15 protein-coding genes are annotated in these 16,052 nt (G+C 68.2%); 3 read left to right on the top strand and 12 right to left on the bottom strand.

Annotated elements, in window-relative coordinates; translation table 11 throughout:
- Position 1 precedes the first annotated feature (1 nt).
- On the bottom strand, positions 2–811 hold the full coding sequence (locus tag ACE3UA_RS08765; protein ID WP_374644159.1) for an enoyl-CoA hydratase/isomerase family protein: 810 nt from the start codon (positions 809–811) through the stop codon (positions 2–4).
- Complete coding sequence (locus ACE3UA_RS08760) at positions 808–2,325, bottom strand: class I adenylate-forming enzyme family protein (RefSeq protein WP_374644157.1); 1,518 nt, start codon at positions 2,323–2,325, stop codon at positions 808–810. The genes ACE3UA_RS08765 and ACE3UA_RS08760 overlap by 4 nt, the downstream gene beginning before the upstream one ends.
- A gap of 159 nt (positions 2,326–2,484) precedes the next feature.
- Between ACE3UA_RS08760 and ACE3UA_RS08755 the strand changes: the two genes are divergently transcribed.
- Positions 2,485–3,237: an IclR family transcriptional regulator gene (locus tag ACE3UA_RS08755; RefSeq protein ID WP_374644155.1), complete on the top strand. Its 753-nt coding sequence runs from the start codon at positions 2,485–2,487 to the stop codon at positions 3,235–3,237.
- 46 nt (positions 3,238–3,283) lie between these two features.
- On the opposite strand, the gene ACE3UA_RS08750 is transcribed toward ACE3UA_RS08755, so the two are convergent.
- The 4 genes from ACE3UA_RS08750 to ACE3UA_RS08735 form a co-directional block, all read right to left on the bottom strand.
- The gene (locus ACE3UA_RS08750; RefSeq protein ID WP_374644153.1) at positions 3,284–4,777 is read right to left on the bottom strand and encodes a 3-hydroxyacyl-CoA dehydrogenase; all 1,494 of its coding nucleotides are present in this window, start codon (positions 4,775–4,777) and stop codon (positions 3,284–3,286) included.
- A gap of 39 nt (positions 4,778–4,816) precedes the next feature.
- Complete coding sequence (gene paaG, locus ACE3UA_RS08745) at positions 4,817–5,608, bottom strand: 2-(1,2-epoxy-1,2-dihydrophenyl)acetyl-CoA isomerase PaaG (RefSeq protein ID WP_374644151.1); 792 nt, start codon at positions 5,606–5,608, stop codon at positions 4,817–4,819.
- Positions 5,609–5,767: 159 nt separating this feature from the next.
- Entirely contained in the window at positions 5,768–6,388 is a 621-nt protein-coding gene (locus ACE3UA_RS08740) for an SMC-Scp complex subunit ScpB (RefSeq protein ID WP_374644149.1), read from the bottom strand.
- Positions 6,389–6,390: 2 nt separating this feature from the next.
- Complete coding sequence (locus ACE3UA_RS08735) at positions 6,391–7,293, bottom strand: DUF1403 family protein (protein WP_374644147.1); 903 nt, start codon at positions 7,291–7,293, stop codon at positions 6,391–6,393.
- A gap of 126 nt (positions 7,294–7,419) precedes the next feature.
- Between ACE3UA_RS08735 and ACE3UA_RS08730 the strand changes: the two genes are divergently transcribed.
- The gene (locus ACE3UA_RS08730; RefSeq protein WP_374644145.1) at positions 7,420–8,520 is read left to right on the top strand and encodes a tyrosine-type recombinase/integrase; all 1,101 of its coding nucleotides are present in this window, start codon (positions 7,420–7,422) and stop codon (positions 8,518–8,520) included.
- A gap of 45 nt (positions 8,521–8,565) precedes the next feature.
- Here ACE3UA_RS08730 and ACE3UA_RS08725 read toward each other — a convergent pair whose 3' ends face one another.
- Positions 8,566–9,678, bottom strand: coding sequence for a ParB/RepB/Spo0J family partition protein (locus tag ACE3UA_RS08725; RefSeq protein ID WP_374644143.1), 1,113 nt, complete (start codon positions 9,676–9,678; stop codon positions 8,566–8,568).
- A gap of 11 nt (positions 9,679–9,689) precedes the next feature.
- Positions 9,690–10,982: an AAA family ATPase gene (locus tag ACE3UA_RS08720; protein ID WP_374644141.1), complete on the bottom strand. Its 1,293-nt coding sequence runs from the start codon at positions 10,980–10,982 to the stop codon at positions 9,690–9,692.
- Positions 10,983–11,455: 473 nt separating this feature from the next.
- On the opposite strand from ACE3UA_RS08720, the gene ACE3UA_RS08715 reads away from it, so the two are divergent.
- Positions 11,456–12,142: a DnaA N-terminal domain-containing protein gene (locus ACE3UA_RS08715; RefSeq protein ID WP_374644139.1), complete on the top strand. Its 687-nt coding sequence runs from the start codon at positions 11,456–11,458 to the stop codon at positions 12,140–12,142.
- Between the two features lie 138 nt (positions 12,143–12,280).
- Here the strand turns inward: ACE3UA_RS08715 and ACE3UA_RS08710 are convergent, their stop codons facing one another.
- The 4 genes from ACE3UA_RS08710 to ACE3UA_RS08695 are packed head-to-tail and all read right to left on the bottom strand — an operon-like array spanning position 12,281 to position 15,867.
- Positions 12,281–12,982: an ABC transporter ATP-binding protein gene (locus ACE3UA_RS08710; protein WP_374644137.1), complete on the bottom strand. Its 702-nt coding sequence runs from the start codon at positions 12,980–12,982 to the stop codon at positions 12,281–12,283.
- The gene (locus ACE3UA_RS08705; RefSeq protein ID WP_374644135.1) at positions 12,975–13,766 is read right to left on the bottom strand and encodes an ABC transporter ATP-binding protein; all 792 of its coding nucleotides are present in this window, start codon (positions 13,764–13,766) and stop codon (positions 12,975–12,977) included. The genes ACE3UA_RS08710 and ACE3UA_RS08705 overlap by 8 nt, the downstream gene beginning before the upstream one ends.
- On the bottom strand, positions 13,763–14,947 hold the full coding sequence (locus tag ACE3UA_RS08700) for a branched-chain amino acid ABC transporter permease (RefSeq protein ID WP_374644133.1): 1,185 nt from the start codon (positions 14,945–14,947) through the stop codon (positions 13,763–13,765). The genes ACE3UA_RS08705 and ACE3UA_RS08700 overlap by 4 nt, the downstream gene beginning before the upstream one ends.
- Positions 14,948–14,949: 2 nt before the next feature.
- Positions 14,950–15,867, bottom strand: a complete 918-nt coding sequence (locus tag ACE3UA_RS08695) for a branched-chain amino acid ABC transporter permease (protein WP_374644131.1) — start codon at positions 15,865–15,867, stop codon at positions 14,950–14,952.
- Positions 15,868–16,052: the final 185 nt, after the last annotated feature.

Raw genomic sequence — 16,052 nt, 5'->3', positions numbered from 1 at the left:
CTTAAAGCGGGCAGGTGTCGGTAAAGTTCGGCCGACGCTTTTCCTTCAGCGACTGCAGACCTTCACGGGCATCCGGGCCGGTAAAGCCCATGAACTCCAGCGCCAGCGAGGTGTCGAAGGTCGGCCCCGCCATCCGCAGCCAGTTGTTCAGCGCATATTTCGTCCAGCGGATCGCCGTCGGCGAACCCTTGGCCAGCTTGCGCGCCACTTCCAGCGCGCGGTCGTGCAACTCATGCTCTTCGGTGCAAAGCGAGATCAGGCCGATCCGCTCGGCCTCCTCGCCCGACACCGCCTCGCAGGTCAGCAAGTAATACTTGGCCTTGGCCATGCCGCACAGCAGCGGCCAGACGATGGCCGCATGGTCACCGGCGGCAACGCCCAGCCTGGTATGGCCGTCGATGATGCGCGCGCTCTTCGAGGCGATCGAGACATCGGCCAGCAGCCCCGCGACCAGACCCGCGCCCACCGCCGGGCCCTGCATGGCCGACACGATCGGCTTCGAGCAGTTGATGATGTTGTAGACAAGGTCGCGCGCCTCTTTCCAGACGCGGGTAAGCGTGTGGAAGTCCTCGGTCATGTCCTTGACCAGGTCCAGGTCGCCGCCCGAGGAGAAGGCCTCGCCGGCGCCGCGGATGATCACCGCGCGGACATCGGCCGAGGCGTCTATATCGCGCCAGACCTGGACCAGTTCGCCATGCATGATCGCATCGGCCGAGTTCAGGCGACCGGGATTGTCCATGGTGATGCGCAGGATTCCCGCGTCGGGCCAGTCGAACTTGAGGCGGCGGTAGGCCGAGGTATCAAGGCTCATATCTTCTTCTCCCGTTCGGCCCAGTAGGGCTCTCGCAATAGGTTCTTCTGGATCTTGCCGATCGGCGTCTTGGGGAAACTGTCGACGAACTTCACCAGCCGCGGGCGCTTGAAGCGCGCCAGATGCGCGTCGCAATGGCTGACCAGTTCTTCCTCGGACAGCGCGGCGCCCGCGTGCAGCAGCACATAGGCCGCCGGCACCTCGCCCCATCGGTCATCCGGGATGCCGAACACGGCGCATTCGCAGACCGCGGGATGGACGTAGATCACATTCTCGATCTCCTTCGGGTAGATGTTCTCGCCCCCCGAAATGATCATGTCCTTCGATCGGTCGACCAGGGTGACGAAACCATCCGCGTCCATCACCGCAAGGTCCCCGGTCCAGCCCCAGCCGTGCTTGAAGAACCTGGCCGTCTGTTCCGGCTCGTTGTAATATTCCAGCATGACGTTGGCCCCGCGCGAGACCAGCTCCCCCACCTCGCCCGCCTTGACCGGGTTGCCCTCCGGATCGAGGATCGCCAGGTCGACGTTATAGGCCTGCCTGCCGATCGAGCCAAGCCGCGCCGGCAGATGCCAGTGGTCCAGGACGGTGATCACGCCCACCTCGGACTGGCCATAGGTCTGCGTCAGCTTCAGTTCCGGCATCTTTTCGATCAGCGCCCGCTGCACCCAGTCGGGCATCGGCGCCCCGGCAAAGGCCAGCTTCCGCCAGCGGGGGTAATCGGCCACGTCGAACTCGGGGTCGGACACGACCTGCGACGCCTGCGTCGGCACCATGAAGCAGGCGGTCATTCCGCTGCGCTTCGCCATCGCGGCAAAGTCGCGCACGTTCCATTTCGTCAGGAAGGTGCAGGTCGCCCCCGCCAGGATTGCCGGCTGGAACATGATGTTCAGCGCGGCGACATGGAACAGCGGCGTCACGATCCCGACCACATCGCGTTCGTCGATGTTTTCGTGGACCATCACCGTATGCGCGGTGATCGCCCGGTTGCGGTGGCTGGCCAGCACGCCCTTCGGTCGGCCGGTGGTGCCGCCGGTATAGGTCATCGAGAAGGGATCGTCCTCGGAAATCTCGACCGCCGGCGGCATGTCCGACGCCTGCGACACCAGATCCTCGTAGCGGATCGCACCGGGGGTGCCGGCGCCGATGACGACGAATTCCCGGATCTTCGGCAGGCCGGCCCGAATCTCGGCGATCCGTTGGGCGAAGGCATCCTCGAAGACCAGAACCTCGACATCGGCCCGGTCAAGCACATAGGCCAGTTCCTCGGGCGCATAGAGGACCGAGATGTTCACCAGGACGCCGCCGGACCGCGCAGCGCCAAAGAAGATCTCGCCGTATTCCAGGCGATTGCGGCACAGGATGCCGATCTTCGATCCCTTGGCGATGCCAAGGCCGATGACCGAATTGGCAAAGCGATTCGCCGCCAGGTCAAGCTCGCGATAGCTGACCGACCTGTCCTGCCACAGGATCGCAGGCTTCGACGGAAAGCGTTCCGCGGAACGCCGCAACATGTCTCCGGTGAGCATGTTCCTCCCTTCCCCCCAATTCGAATGAATCTCGCAGTCGCACGCGGCAGACCGCCCACTGCGATGGACACTGGATTTTGGCGGCAGGATATGCAATCCCGTTTTGCGGAAGGTTATTCTGCTGTGCGGAAGATTGGGAAAGCGATGAGTCACGAAGATCGCCAGTTTGTCGAGGCTTTCGCCCGCGGGATCCTGCTGTTCGAAGTCCTGTCCAAACACCGCAAGCCGATGAGCAACGGCGATCTGGCGCGCCACACCTCGCTGCCGCCCTCGACGGTAAGCCGCCTGACATATACGGCGATGAAACTCGGGTATCTGCGCCATGCGGATACCGGCCGCGCCTATGAACTGACGCCGAAAAGCCTGAACCTCGGGTATTCCGTTTTGTCCGGGATGGCGCTGATCAACCGCGCGACACCCGTGCTGAAGGCGATGGCCGAGAAGACCAGCCAGACCGTCGCCCTGTGCGTGCGCGACGGGCTGCATGTCACCTTCGTCCATGTCGTCGCCGGAACGGACCTGCTGGCCGTGCGCTTCGCCGTGGGCGGGCGGATGCCGATCGCCACTTCGGCCGCGGGGCACGCGATCCTGGCCGCCCTGCCGGAAAAGGACCGCCGCAACCTGGCCAACCGGGTGCGGGCGGAACTGAAGCAGCACGAGGGCAATATCGACGTCTTCAACGCCCAGCTTCAGCAATGCATTCAGGAGGGCGTCGCCTCGGCCCGCGACAGCTGGCGGCGAGGAATCGGCGGCATTGCCATGGGCCTCTCGGCCGAGGGCAAGCCGGCGGCCATCACCATTCCGTTTTCCACCGGCAGCATTTCCGATGCACAGGTGCAAGAGGTTCTGCTGCCCGTCCTGCGGCAAGGGGTTTCGGACCTCTTGCGCGATCTGTGACCGGCCGGAACGGGCAAGGGGCGGCCCGCACGGCCGCCCCTGTCCTTCATCGGGTCCAGATGTCGCAATCCCCCGCCGCGCGGCGGCGCAGCCAGGCGCTTGGGCGATAGCGGTCATCCCCACTCAGCGCCTGCATGTTTTCAAGAATGCGCAGCATCCGGGCCGGCCCCACCCAGTCGGCGTATTCCAGCGGCCCCATCGGATAGTTCAGGCCGATCCGCATCGCCCTGTCGATGTCGCGCGGCGCGGCCAGGCCCATCTGCGCCATCTCGCAGCCCAGGTTCGCGACCGCCGCGACCAGCCGCTGCGCCACGAATCCCAGCGATTCGGCGATCAGGCTGACCTGCCGCCCGGATTTCTGCACCGCGGCGCCGACAGCCCCGACCGAGCGGCCATCGCTTCCGACGCATCCCATCAGCACCACCCGGCGCGTCAGGCCGAAGGTCAGGTCCACCGCCACCAGCCGGTGCCTCGGCAGGCCAAGCCGCGCCGCATGGGCCGATGCATCCTCGCCCAGCGGAAAGCCGATGACCGGGCTTTCCCCGTCATCCGCCAGCCGCGCCTCGCACCCCAGCGCGGCGGCGAAGTCGCGCAATTCGGGCAGATCCTCGGCCAGCACCAGCCGCGTGGCGGGCGCCACATCGAACACCGGATCGGGCGCCGAACGGTCGCCGCCCTCCGCATAGGAATGGAACCCCTGCCCGGTCTTGCGCCCCAACTGGCCGGTTTCCAGCAGATAGCGATGGTAGGTCGTCGACCGCAGCCGCGGCTCGGCGAAATAGCTCTGGTGCAGGAACTGGCAGACCGTGAAGTTCACGTCCATGCCGGTCAGGTCCATCAACTCGAACGGCCCCATGCGAAAGCCGCAGCAGTCGCGCATGATCGCGTCGATCTCGGCCGCGCTGGCCACGTTTTCCTGCAACGCCAGCGCCGCTTCGGTCGGATAGGCGCGGCCGCCATGGTTGACCAGAAAGCCGGGTGTGTCGCGGACCTCGACGGGTTCCTTGCCGATGCCGCGCGCAAAGGCCGTCAGCGCCGCCAGGGTTGGGGCTGCGGTCTTCGGCCCGGCAATCACCTCGACCAGCTTCATCAGCGGCACCGGGTTGAAGAAATGCAGGCCGGCAAAGCGTTCTGGCCGTGCAAGCGCCCGCGCGATCACCCCGATCGGCAGCGACGAGGTGTTCGAGACGATCAGCGCATCCGGGGCCACCACCGCCTCGACCTCGGCAAAGACGGCCTGCTTTGCCGCCAGATCCTCGATGATCGCCTCGACCACCAGGTCGCAGCCGGCCAGGTCCGGGATGCCCGCCCCGGCCGACAGCGCACCGGCCAACACGGCATATTGCTCCTCGGTAAGCTTGCCGTTGTCGCGGCGCTTCGCGGCGCCTGCCCGAATCCGGGCGATGGCCTCGGAGGCCGCCCCCGGCCGGGCGTCGGTCAGCACGACCGGAATGCCCCGGGCCGCCGCCGCCTCGGCGATGCCCGCCCCCATCGCGCCGGCGCCGATCACGCCCAGCCGTTGCCTGGCCGCTGTCTCCATTCGCATGTCCTTCCGTTCCTTCGGGCCGGACGGCCCCCCTTAGCGGCCCGTGAAGACGGGCTTCCGCTTCTCCAGAAAGGCGGTGACGCCTTCGGTGTAATCGGCCGACCGTCCCAGCATCGCCTGGGTGTCGCGTTCGGCGTCGAGCTGGGCCTCGAAGCTGTTGGTTGCGGCCGACTGGATCAGCATCTTGGTGTGACCCAGGCCCAGCGTCGGCCCCTCGGCCAGCCGCGCCGCCAGTGCCCGGGCCTCGGGCAGCAGGGCCTCGTCGTCGCAGACCTTCCAGATCAGGCCCCAATCCAGCGCCATCTCGGCCGAAAGCGGCTCTCCGGTCAGGGCAAGGCCCTTGGCCCGCGCGGCGCCCAGCAGCTGCGTCAGATGCCAGCTGCCCCCCGCATCCGGAGCGAGACCGAGCTTCGAGAACGACTGGATGAACCGCGCCGAGCGCGCCGCAAGCACGATGTCGCAGGTCAGCGCCAGGCTGGCCCCCGCGCCGGCGGCAACCCCGTTGACCGCACAGATCACCGGCTTGGGCAGGCTGCGGATCAGGCGCAGCGTCGGGTTGTAGAAGGTGCCAAGCGTATGTCCCAGGTCTGGCGGGCCGTGGCGCCGCGGATCACGGTCGCCCAGATCCTGCCCCGCACAGAACCCCCGGCCGGTCCCGGTCAGCAACACCGCGCGGATCGCCGTGTCCTGATGGGCGCTCTCGATCATCGCCCGCAGGTCGTGGTGCATTTCCTCGTTGAAGGCATTCAGCTTGTCCGGCCGATTCAGCCTCAGCTCCAGAACTCCACCGGCGACGCGGGCCAGCACCGTAGATGAACTGCTCATCGGCGATCCTTGCGCAGAAGACCGACCACGGCGGCGGCCGGGTCCTCGCCCATCTAGTCACATCGACTCCGGCATGTCAGCTTTCCGTCTGCAAGGCGGCACAACTTTACCGCCAGGCGGAAATCGGGCGTTCAGCCCCGGCGCTGCTGAGGGGAGTCATCACTCGCCTCCCTCAGCAGCCGAGGCCTCCGACCAGCCCGCCAGACCGGCATCTGCGAGTTGTTCCGGATCCGGCAGATCGCGCAAGGACTCCATCCCGAACGTGGCAAGGAAGGTCTCCGTCGTGACAAAGGTATAGGGCGCGCCTCGTCTGGGTTCGCGGGGCCCGGTGCCGATCAGGTCCCGCTCCGCCAGCCGCCCGATCAGGTCGCGGCTGATCTCCTTCCCGAAGATCTCCTTCAGCCCCTCGCGGCTGATCGGCTGGTGAAACGCGATCGCCGCCAGCACGGCCAGTTCGTTCGCCGACAGGTTCAGGGCCTGATCCCCCACCTCGGCCGCGGCGCGGATCGCCGGGGCATAGGCGGGCCTTGTCCGCAGACTCCAGCCGCCGCCCACCCGAACCACCTCATAGGGGCGGCCCTCCAGGTCGACCGCCAGATCCTCGATCAGCAGATCGACCGAGGCCCCCTGCCCCACCACCCTTGCCAGATCGTCGCGCGCCACCGGCGCCCCACTCGCGAACAGCACCGCCTCGATCCGGCGCATCCATTCCCGCCAGCGTGAGGCAGGCGCCAGGTCGGCCAGGTCGCGGTCCAGCGTCGGGTCCTCGCGCCGCGCCATGCTCAGACCCCGAACAGGCGGAACGTGTCCCGCCCGGTCAGTTCGCGCAGCACGCCCAGCTCCACCAGCCGCTCGCAGAACCGCCGCGCGGCGCGGTCCGACAGGTTGTCGGGCATTTCCCTGGCCAGGGCCGCGGGGGCCAGCGCATCGCGGGACAGGAACAGATCGACCGCGCGCATCGCCGCCTTGGCCCGCAGCTTCGGCACCACCGCGCGCAGGCGCGCCGCCGCCCGCGCCAGATCGCCCGCCATGGGCAGCGCCTGTCCCGCCCCTGCAAAGACGGCCCGGTGGCAGGCCAAGCGCAGGTCATCCCCCCGCAGGCGCAGGTCCCGGGCCTTCAGGGCCAGCGACAACAGCGGCAAAAGATATGTTCCCCCCAGTGACTTCGCCAGCACCGCATCGGCCAGGATCAGGGCCGCCGTTTCGGCGCGGGGGGTCTCGGTCAGCACGGCCTCGAGGACCAGCGCCGCGCGGTCGACCGGCGTCGGTCCCGCAGCGTCCAGGCAAAGCGCGATCCGTTCCGGCGCGACCCCCGCCAGCGCCCTGGCCAGATGGGCGACCGAGATCGGCCGCGCCGCCGCCTGCGACCATTGCCACAGAACCCGTCCCGCCGGACCGGGATCATCGCCAGCCTTGGTCAGATGCAAGGCATCGCGCAAGCCGCGCGCCCCCTCCCGGCGCCCTGCGATCCCCGCGCAGACCTCGGCCGCCGACAGCGCCAGCCGGTCACGCAAAAGCGCCATCGGCACATCGCCGGCGGCGGTCGCCAGGCCCAGATGCGCCAGCGCCGCGCCCGACCGGAACGCCGCGGCCGCAAGGGTTTCGGCCGGGGCAGCGGTGATCCAGCCCGGCAACGGGGGCAGCATCGGCAAGGCTTCGACGGGCGTCGCGCGCGGTTTCCTCATGCGGCCATCCTAGTCCAGCGCGGCGCTTTTGACTACAGGATTGCACAAACAGCGCCGCAGCTTTCAGCGCGCCATCGTGTCCATTAATCTTGCATTATCGGACGCAAAGGGGATAAGCTCGACCACATGCCCGAAACGCCCCTGAAACCGCCCCCAGACCGGCCGGATGCGGCCAATCCCCATGACCGGGACGAAGGGGTTGCGCCCGAGGACGATCCCCTCGCCCTGCCCGCCCGCATCGCCGGCTCTGGCGCGCTGGATCGGCTTGTCGAAACCGCGCGGAGCTACGCCCGTGCCGCCCTCTCCGAGAACACGCTCAAAGCCTATGCCAGGGACTGGGCGGCCTTCGCGCGCTGGTGCCGGCTGCGCGGGGCCGATCCGCTGCCGCCGTCGTCCCAGGTGATCGGCCTCTACATCGCCGATCTCGCCGCACCTCAGGGGGGCAAGGCCCCCGCCCTCCTGGTCGCCTCTATCGAAAGGCGGCTCTCCGGCCTCGTCTGGTCCTATGCACAGCGCGGCGAAAGGCTCGACCGCAAGGACCGCCACATCGCCTCCGTGCTGGCCGGGATCCGGCGCAAGCACGCCCGGCCGCCGCTGCAGAAAGAGGCGATCCTGCCGGAAGACCTGCGCGACATGCTGGCCACCCTGCCCCACGACCTGCGCGGCCTGCGCGACCGGGCACTCCTGCTGGTCGGCTTTGCCGGTGGCCTGCGCCGGTCCGAAATCGTCGGCCTCGACCTGGGCCGCGACGACACCCCCGACAGTGGCGGCTGGGTCGAGATCCTGCCGGATGGCGCCCTGATCACCCTGCGCGGCAAGACCGGCTGGCGGGAGGTAGAGATCGCCCGCGGCTCCTCCGACGCGACCTGCCCGGTTCACGCCCTGAGCCAATGGCTGCACTATGCCAGGATCGACTTCGGCCCGATCTTCACCGCCGTCTCGCGCAACGGCCTCAGGGCCACCGCCGACCGCCTGTCCGACAAGCATGTCGCCCGTCTGATCAAGACCTGCGCCCGCGAGGCGGGCCTGCGCCCCGACCTGCCCGAGGCGGAGCGGCTGCGCCTGTTCTCCGGCCATTCCCTGCGCGCCGGCCTTGCCAGCAGCGCCGAGGTTGACGAACGCCATGTCCAGAAGCAGCTCGGCCATGCCAGCGCCGAGATGACCCGCCGCTATCAGCGCCGCCGCGACAGGTTCCGCATCAACCTGACCAAGGCGGCCGGGCTTTGACCCTGCCCTGCCGGGCGACTGGACACCTTCCTCGCGGGGAAGGTCCTAGCCGTCCAGCTGGTCCAGCATCAGCCGCACCGCCAGTTCCAGGCGGCGCCGGTCGATGGTGGTGAAGTCGCGGTCCAGCTGGATTTCCAGCTTGCCCACGGCCGCCACGCATTTGCCGCGCCCTTCGGCCCGGTCGAACTGAAAGCTCGTCCTGGCCCTTGCGGGCTTGCCGGGGCGGGCGGGCGGAGGGGGGGCGGACGCCTCCCCTGCCCCGGCCTCCTCGGCCGTCTCGCCGGCAAAGCGGCGCAGGACGGCAAGCTCGTCCACGATGGCGCGGTTGTCCCAGCCCTTCAGCTCGGACTGGATCATCTGCACCAGGCCCGGCACCTCCTCCAGCCGCCGCGCAAGCGCCAGACCCAGCGCGCGCGGGATCTCCTGCGGGTAAAGCAGCGCGCCACCCAGCCGCTCCATCACCGCGATGAAGGCGCGGATATAGCTGCGTTTCTGATAGCCGGCCGACTTGAACAAAAGCGCCACCGCCTTCTCGGGGTCGCTGACCCTTGTGCCGGGGTCGCGGGCATAGTCGAGCGCCAGGAGCGCCATCTCGGCAAAGGAGATATCCTTCCGCACCAGGTTCTCGTCCACCATCTTGCGGTAGAGCGCGTCGAGATCCTCGCCCGGCTGGCTGACGGCGGCGGGGATCCGGCCCCAGGTCTCGGCGTCGCCGGTCTCGGCCAGAAGCTCGCCAAAGGCGGCAAGGCGGCGGTAGCCCTGGATCAGCTCGAACCGGCCATCGGCGCGGGCCTCGAGCCGGATCGGGTTCGACAGGCCCAGGTCGGCGATCGAGGCCTTCAGCTCGGCCAGCTGGTCGTCGGGGCCGGGCTTGCGGTCGCGGACCAGCTTGTACATGTCGATCCGGTCCAGCGGCACCAGATCCAGCACCAGGCCAAGGCGCTTCAGCCGGACATGTTCATGCGCGAGGCTGTCGTTCTCGGCCCGGATCCGCGCCTCGACCTCCTGCCGTTCGCGGGTGGCACCGGCGGTCTCGGCAATCGCGGCGGCCATCGGGCCACGCCGTGCCGGAGGATCGGAAACCTTCCCCGCGGGGAAGGTTTCGGGCACCGGCCCCTCGGGCAGGTCGATGTCGAACATGCGGCGCTTCCTGGACATGGCGGCCCCCTTCAGATCCGATCCCAGGCGGCAAGCACGCTGCCCCGGAATTCCTCATAGGCGCGGTCGAAGCTGGCGCGTGCCCGGCGCCAGGTCTCGCGCGTCATCTCGCGGTAGTCGATCTCGTAGACCGAGGAGAGGAAGCGGCCGGACTGTTCGACGGCGCGGGTCATCTCGATCGGGCTTTCGGCGACATGTGGGCCAAAGACCTTGCGGAAGGCTTCGAACATCGCGCGGTGCAGGTCGTTGCCCGGCTCGTAGCGCGTCATCAGGAAGCGGATGTCGGCAAAGGCCTTGGGCAGCGCAACCTTCCCCGCGGGGAAGGTCGGGCCGAAACCGGAGAGATCCTCCAGCGCCTCGGCGAGCTGGCCGATGAAGCTGGTGGTGGAATCGTATTCCCAATAGCCGGGGCCGGAGGGGATATAGAGCATGTCCGCCGCGAAGACCGCGTTCATCGACTGGTAGCCGATGGCCGGCGGGCAGTCGAAGAGGATGAGGTCGTAGTCGTCGTCGCCGAGGCCGTCGAGATAGCGCGAGACGGCGGCGAAGAAGGACCATTCGGGGTTCAGGTGGCGGTACTGGGCGCTGGCGAACTCGACGAAGGCGGCATTGGCGCAGGAGGGCACGATGTCGATGGTGGACCAGGCGGTCGGCTTGATGAAGTCGCCATGGCGCAGCTCGCCCAGGCCAAGGTCGCGGATCGAGCCGGGGATCTGGCGGCGGGGCAGGGCGGTGCCGCTGGCGGCCCCGGTGGCGGCGGCGTTCATCCGGTCGGTCTCGCGGATGAGGTCGCGGGCCATGATGCCCCAGACGGTATAGTCCTCGGCCACGTCGGTAAGGCCCATGGAATGCGAGAGGGTGGCCTGGGGGTCGAAGTCGACGAGAAGCACCCGATAGCCGTCCAGCGCGGCGGCATGGGCGAAGTGAAGGGCGACGGTCGACTTGCCGGCGCCGCCCTTGAAGTTGGCGACCGCCGCGCGGAAGGCGCGCTTGCCCTGGGGGCGGGGGGGCATCAGGGTCTTGCGGTTGATCTTCATCTTGCGGCGCAGCTCGTTGATCTCGTCCAGGCTGAACCAGCGCTGGCGGCCGTCGGGCTCCACTTCCCCGCCGGGAAGGTCGGGCTCGGCCACGAGGCGGCCGCGGAAGGTGGACTGGTTGATGCGGAAGATCAGCTCGGCCACCTCCCACGAGGAGAACCGGCGCAGCGTCTTGCGGTTTTCGGGGCTGAAGGTCTGCTGGCGGATCCAGCTTTGCATCTTCAGCGACTGCGCCTGCAGGCGCGAGAGATCTTCGTGCGTGTACATGCCGCCTCTTGGAAACGTAAATTCCTGCCGCTTTCCGAAATACGCCGGATTTGCCAGAAATGCAAAAGCGAAGTTATCATCGGGCGGAACCTTCCCCGCGGGGAAGATTCCGGGCCGCGGGCCAGGGTTCCGCCGCGAATCGGCCGGGAGAGGCGGGCAGGGGGTCGCGGGCGGGACGGGGCATAAAATGGGGGACAGCCGGGGAGGGCCTACCGCATATTGGGGGACATTTCCCGGCAATTGGGGGACAGCCAAGGTGTCCTGCAATACCAATGATACCCATTTTCTTCGAAATGGTTTCGGGTCGAACCGGCCCGCCGCGCCAGAGTGCTTGACAGAATCGGAAATGCGGACGCAAATGGCGATCATGCGCCAAAGAGCGTTGCGTTAACCGCTTGAGAACCCGATCACGGGCAGGATGACGAGGCAGGCCGGGACCCGAGGGAAGTCCTGGCGAGGGACAGGAGACGGTCATGCAGCTTCCCCGGCCGGTCGGGCGCGAGGCCGCATCGCGGAAATACGACATCCTGTCGGCGCTCATGGCCTTTGCCCTGTCGCAGGACAAGCATGTGCAGCGGCAGGTCCTGCGGATCATGGCGCTGATCACGACGCGCTACAACTGGCAGCGCGACGAGCTGACCATGGGCCAGGCCGAGATCGCGCGGCTGTGGTCGGTGGACGACCGCACGGTCAAGCGCGAGATGGCGCGGCTCCGGGCGCAGGGCTGGCTGGTGCTGAAGCGGCAGGGGGCGCGGGGGCGGGTAAGCGTCTATGGCATGGACCTGAACCGGATGCTGGAGGACACGCGGCCGGCCTGGCCGCTGATCGGCGAGGACTTCGTCGCGCGGCTGGACCCGGCCGGGACGGCGCCGGCGGGGCAGGGGACCTCGAACGTGGTGCCGCTGCGCGCGGCGCCGTCGCCGGTGGCGGACGGCTCGGTCTGGGCGGCGGCGCAGGCCCGGCTGCACCAGGAGGATGCGGCGATCTACGGCGCCTGGTTCCACGCCCTGACCAGCGCCGGGCTGGAGGCCAATTGCCTGACGCTGGCAGCGCCGACGCGGTTCCACGCGACCTATGTCGCCACCAACCTGAAGGAGCGCCTTCTGCGGGCGCTGCGCCAGATCGACCCCAGCCTGCGCGACGTGCGGCTTCTGGCCTGAGCCGGGCGGCCGGCGGGCGCAGGCGGCCCCCGGAGAGGCGGAAGGGCAGGGGGCGCGATACGGGCGGAGACCAGGCCGCCGTTCATCCGGGCAAGCGATTTCTGTGCTGCGGGCGGCGCGTGTCCGCCGCCCTCGGGGCTAGAGATACATGTGCCGGATCGTGTCGTCGCGCAGAAGGTCGGCGCTGGCCCCTTCCAGCGCGATCCGGCCGCGGACGAGGAGATAGCCCCGCTCGGCGATGGACAGCGCGGTCTCGGCGTTCTGCTCGATCAGAAGGACGGCCTTGCCCTGGTCGCGGATGCGGGCGACGATCTGGAAATACTCGTCGATCAGCTTGGGCGAGAGGCCGAGCGAGGGTTCGTCCATCACCACCAGCCGCGGCTCGCCGATCAGGGCGCGGGCCAGGGCCACCATGGCCTGCTCGCCGCCCGACATGGTGCCGGAACGCTGGTCCAGACGCTCGCGGATGCGGGGAAAGAGCTGCGCCATCTTCTCGATCTGCGCCGCGAAATCCAGCGCGGGGGCGCGGGCGGCGTCGAAGGCGAGGCGCAGGTTCTCGCGCACGGTGAGGGTGGGAAAGAGGCGGCGCCCCTCGGGGACGAAGCCGACGCCAAGGCTGGCCAGGGCCTCGGTGCCGCAGTCGCGGATATCGCGCCCGGCGATGCGGACCTGCCCGCTTTCGGCGCGCAGAAGGCCGCAGATCGCGTTGAAGGTCGTGCTTTTCCCCGCGCCGTTCGGGCCGAGAAGGCAGACCATCTCGCCCTCGCCGACGCGCAGCGAGACCTCGCGCAGCATGGGCACGGTGCCGTAGCTGGTGTTGACCCGTTCCATCTCAAGCATGTTGTGCTGCCTTCTGACCAAGGTAGGCCTCCTGCACGCGCGGCATCAGCCGCACCTCGGCGAACTGGCCGTCGGCGATCTTGCGGCCGTAGTCGATGACGGCCACCCGGTCGGGCAAGGCGGCGACGAGGCGCATGTCGTGTTCGATGATTAGGAACGACAGGCCCGGCCGTTCCGCCATCACCCGGCGCACATCGGCCATCAGCGCGTCGGTATCGCGGTCGTCCATGCCCGAGGAGGGTTCGTCCAGCATGATGACCCTGGGTTCCGAGGCAAGCGCGCGGGCGATCTCCAGCCGGCGGCGATCGGCCTGGGGCAGGGCGCCGGCAAGCATGTGGCGGCGGGCGTAGAGATGCGGCGAGATCGAGCGGATCAGCTCGGAGGCGCGTTCGGCGGCCTCGGTGAGTTCCGCCTTGGCCTTGCGGGGGCGCAGCAGCGCGTCAAGCACGCCGGAGCGGGTGCGCGTGTGCATCCCGATCACCACATTGTCGACCAGCGTCAGGTCGTTGAACAGGCGGCTGGACTGGAAGGTGCGCGCGATCCCGGCCGCGGCGATCCTGTGCGCGGGCCAGCCGGTGATGTCGCGGCCGTCGAGTTCCACCGTGCCGGAGCTGGGCCGGTAGATGCCCGAGATCAGGTTGAAGAGGGTGGATTTCCCGGCCCCGTTCGGCCCGATGATGCACAGCACCTCGGACGGGTTCAGCGTCAGGTCGACATCGGCCACCGCGACCAGCCCGCCGAAGCGGATCGACAGGTTGGTGACCTGAAGGGTGGGGCGGGTCATTGCGGGCCTCCGTATTGGCGCGGACGCTGCGGGAACAGGCCCTGGGGCCGCAGGATGAGGAACAGGATCACGATGACGCCGACGAACAGCAGCCGGTAATCCGCGAAGATGCGCAGCTTTTCCGGCAGGAGGGTCAGGAGGAAGGCCCCGAGGATCACGCCAAGCGTGTTGTCCATGCCGCCGACGATCACCATGGTCATGATCGTGACCGAGACCAGGAAGGTGAAGTTGTCGGGCGAGATGTAGCTGACATAGAAGGCGTAGATCGTCCCGGCGAAGGCGGCGAGGAAGGCGTCGACGCCGAAGGCCAGCATCTTGTACCAGACCACGTCGATCCCCTGGCAGCGCGCGGCCAGCGGATCGGCGCGCAATGCGTTCCAGGCAAGGCCCACCCGGCTGTCGTGCAGCCTTTTGGCCGAAAGGATCGAGAGCGCGACCAATGCGGCGGAGAGGTAGTAGAAATTGGCCTGGCTGGGCAGGCGGAAGCCGAGAACCTCGATCGGCTGGGCGAAGGAATGGCCGAAGATCGTGGGTGCGGGAATGCCGACAAGGCCGTTCGGGCCCCCGGTCCAGCTGAAGTTGTTCAAAAGCTGGTGGACGACGATGCCGAAGGCGATGGTGACAAGGGCGAGATAGCTTTCCCGCGTGCGCATCGAGGGAAAGCCGAGGAGAAAGCCGAAGATCGTGGCGACCACGGCGGCGACCGGCAGCGTCAGCCAGAAGGACACCCCGAAGTTCAGCGCCAGCAGCGCCGAGGTATAGGCGCCGATCCCGTAGGAGGCCCCGGTGGCGAAGTTCGGGATGTTGGCGCTGCCAAGCTGGAAGTTCAGCGCCAGCGCCAGGACGGAATACAGCAGCGCGATGACCAGCAGGTGCAGGGCGTAGCTGGAGCCCTGCATGAAGAAGGGATAGGCCAGCACGATCGCGACGCCGATGGCCAGGGCAGGGCGGCGTTGGGCGCGGAAGGCCGCGACGATGCGCTCTTCCAGGCCGGGGCGCAGTTGCAGCAGAGCGAAGATCGCGCCCATGACGGCGAGGAGGGCCACGACGACGGCGGTCTTCTCGCCCAGGAGGAAGGCGCCGAGCAGCGCGGCGCCGCCCAGCTGGACCCCGGCGACGATGGCAAGGTCAGGTCCGGGGGCCGGGCGCGGCTGGGCTAGCGAAAGCTCGTGGTTGGCCATGGTCACACCTTCTCGAACACGGGTTTGCCCAGGACGCCGCTGGGTTTCAGCACGAGGACGAGGATCACCAGCGCGAAGATGAACACCAGCCGGTAGGAGGCCCCGTCCGGGATCGTCATCTGCACCGTGGTATCCACCCCGGCGATCAGCAGGCTGCCGAGGATCGCGCCCTGCATCGAGCCGAGCCCGCCGATGACGGCGGCGGAAAAGCCGATCAGGCCAAGCTGCACGCCAAAGTCGAAGCGGACCACGCCGGCATGGCTGGCGAAGAACACCGCGCCGACCGCGCCGATGGCCGAGGCGATGAAGAAGGTGATGGCGAAGATCCGGTCGGGGCGGATCGCCATCAGGCGCGCCACGGCGCGGTCCTCGGCCACGGCGCGGATCCGCAGGCCGACGGGCGTGCGGTTCAGAAGCCAGAACAGCGCCGCGACCGTGGCCACCGAGACGAAGATCACGATCAGGCTGAAGACCGGGATCGCCACCTCGCCCAGGCGGACGACCTCGGTCGTCAGCGCGGGGAAGGGCTTGGGGTTGGAGCCTTGCGGATAAAGCGTGCGGATCAGCTCGCGCACCACGGTGCCCAGGGCCACGGTCGCCACCAGCGCCATCATCGCGGGGGCGGCGCGGAAGCGGCGGATCACCAGCCAGTCGACCAGCACGCCGAACAGGCCGACGACCAGCGTGGCGGCGAGGATCGCCAGGATCAGCGTCGCGGCCCCGCCGTCGGGCACCAGGCTGGCGGTCACCGCCTGGATCACCGCCAGCGCCACGAAGGGCGCGGCCATCGACACGTCGCCATGCGAGAAGTGGATGACGTCCAGGACGCCGAACAGAAGACTGAAACCAAGGGCGACAAGGGTATAGATACTCCCGAGCACCAGCCAGTTGAGCAGGTGCTGCGCGACCAGTGCGTCCATCGGACTCCTCCCTGAATTTCGGTGGCGCGGTGCGTTGCGACCGGAATAGTCGGGCGATCGTGTCCGGTGCAAAGGGAAAGCCCCCGACCTTGGCTAGGGTTTTCCGATGCATGATATCGGAAATTGCGACTTTCTGTCGCAGCGCGCTTCCAACAGCTTCCTTCTGGGCCCGGCACCCGCCGGCG

Origin of the sequence: Tabrizicola sp. (assembly GCF_041919135.1) — a bacterium.
Classification (GTDB): domain Bacteria; phylum Pseudomonadota; class Alphaproteobacteria; order Rhodobacterales; family Rhodobacteraceae; genus Tabrizicola.
The sequence above is the reverse complement of the archived record's forward strand: the minus strand, read 5'-3'. Positions and strand labels throughout refer to the sequence as shown.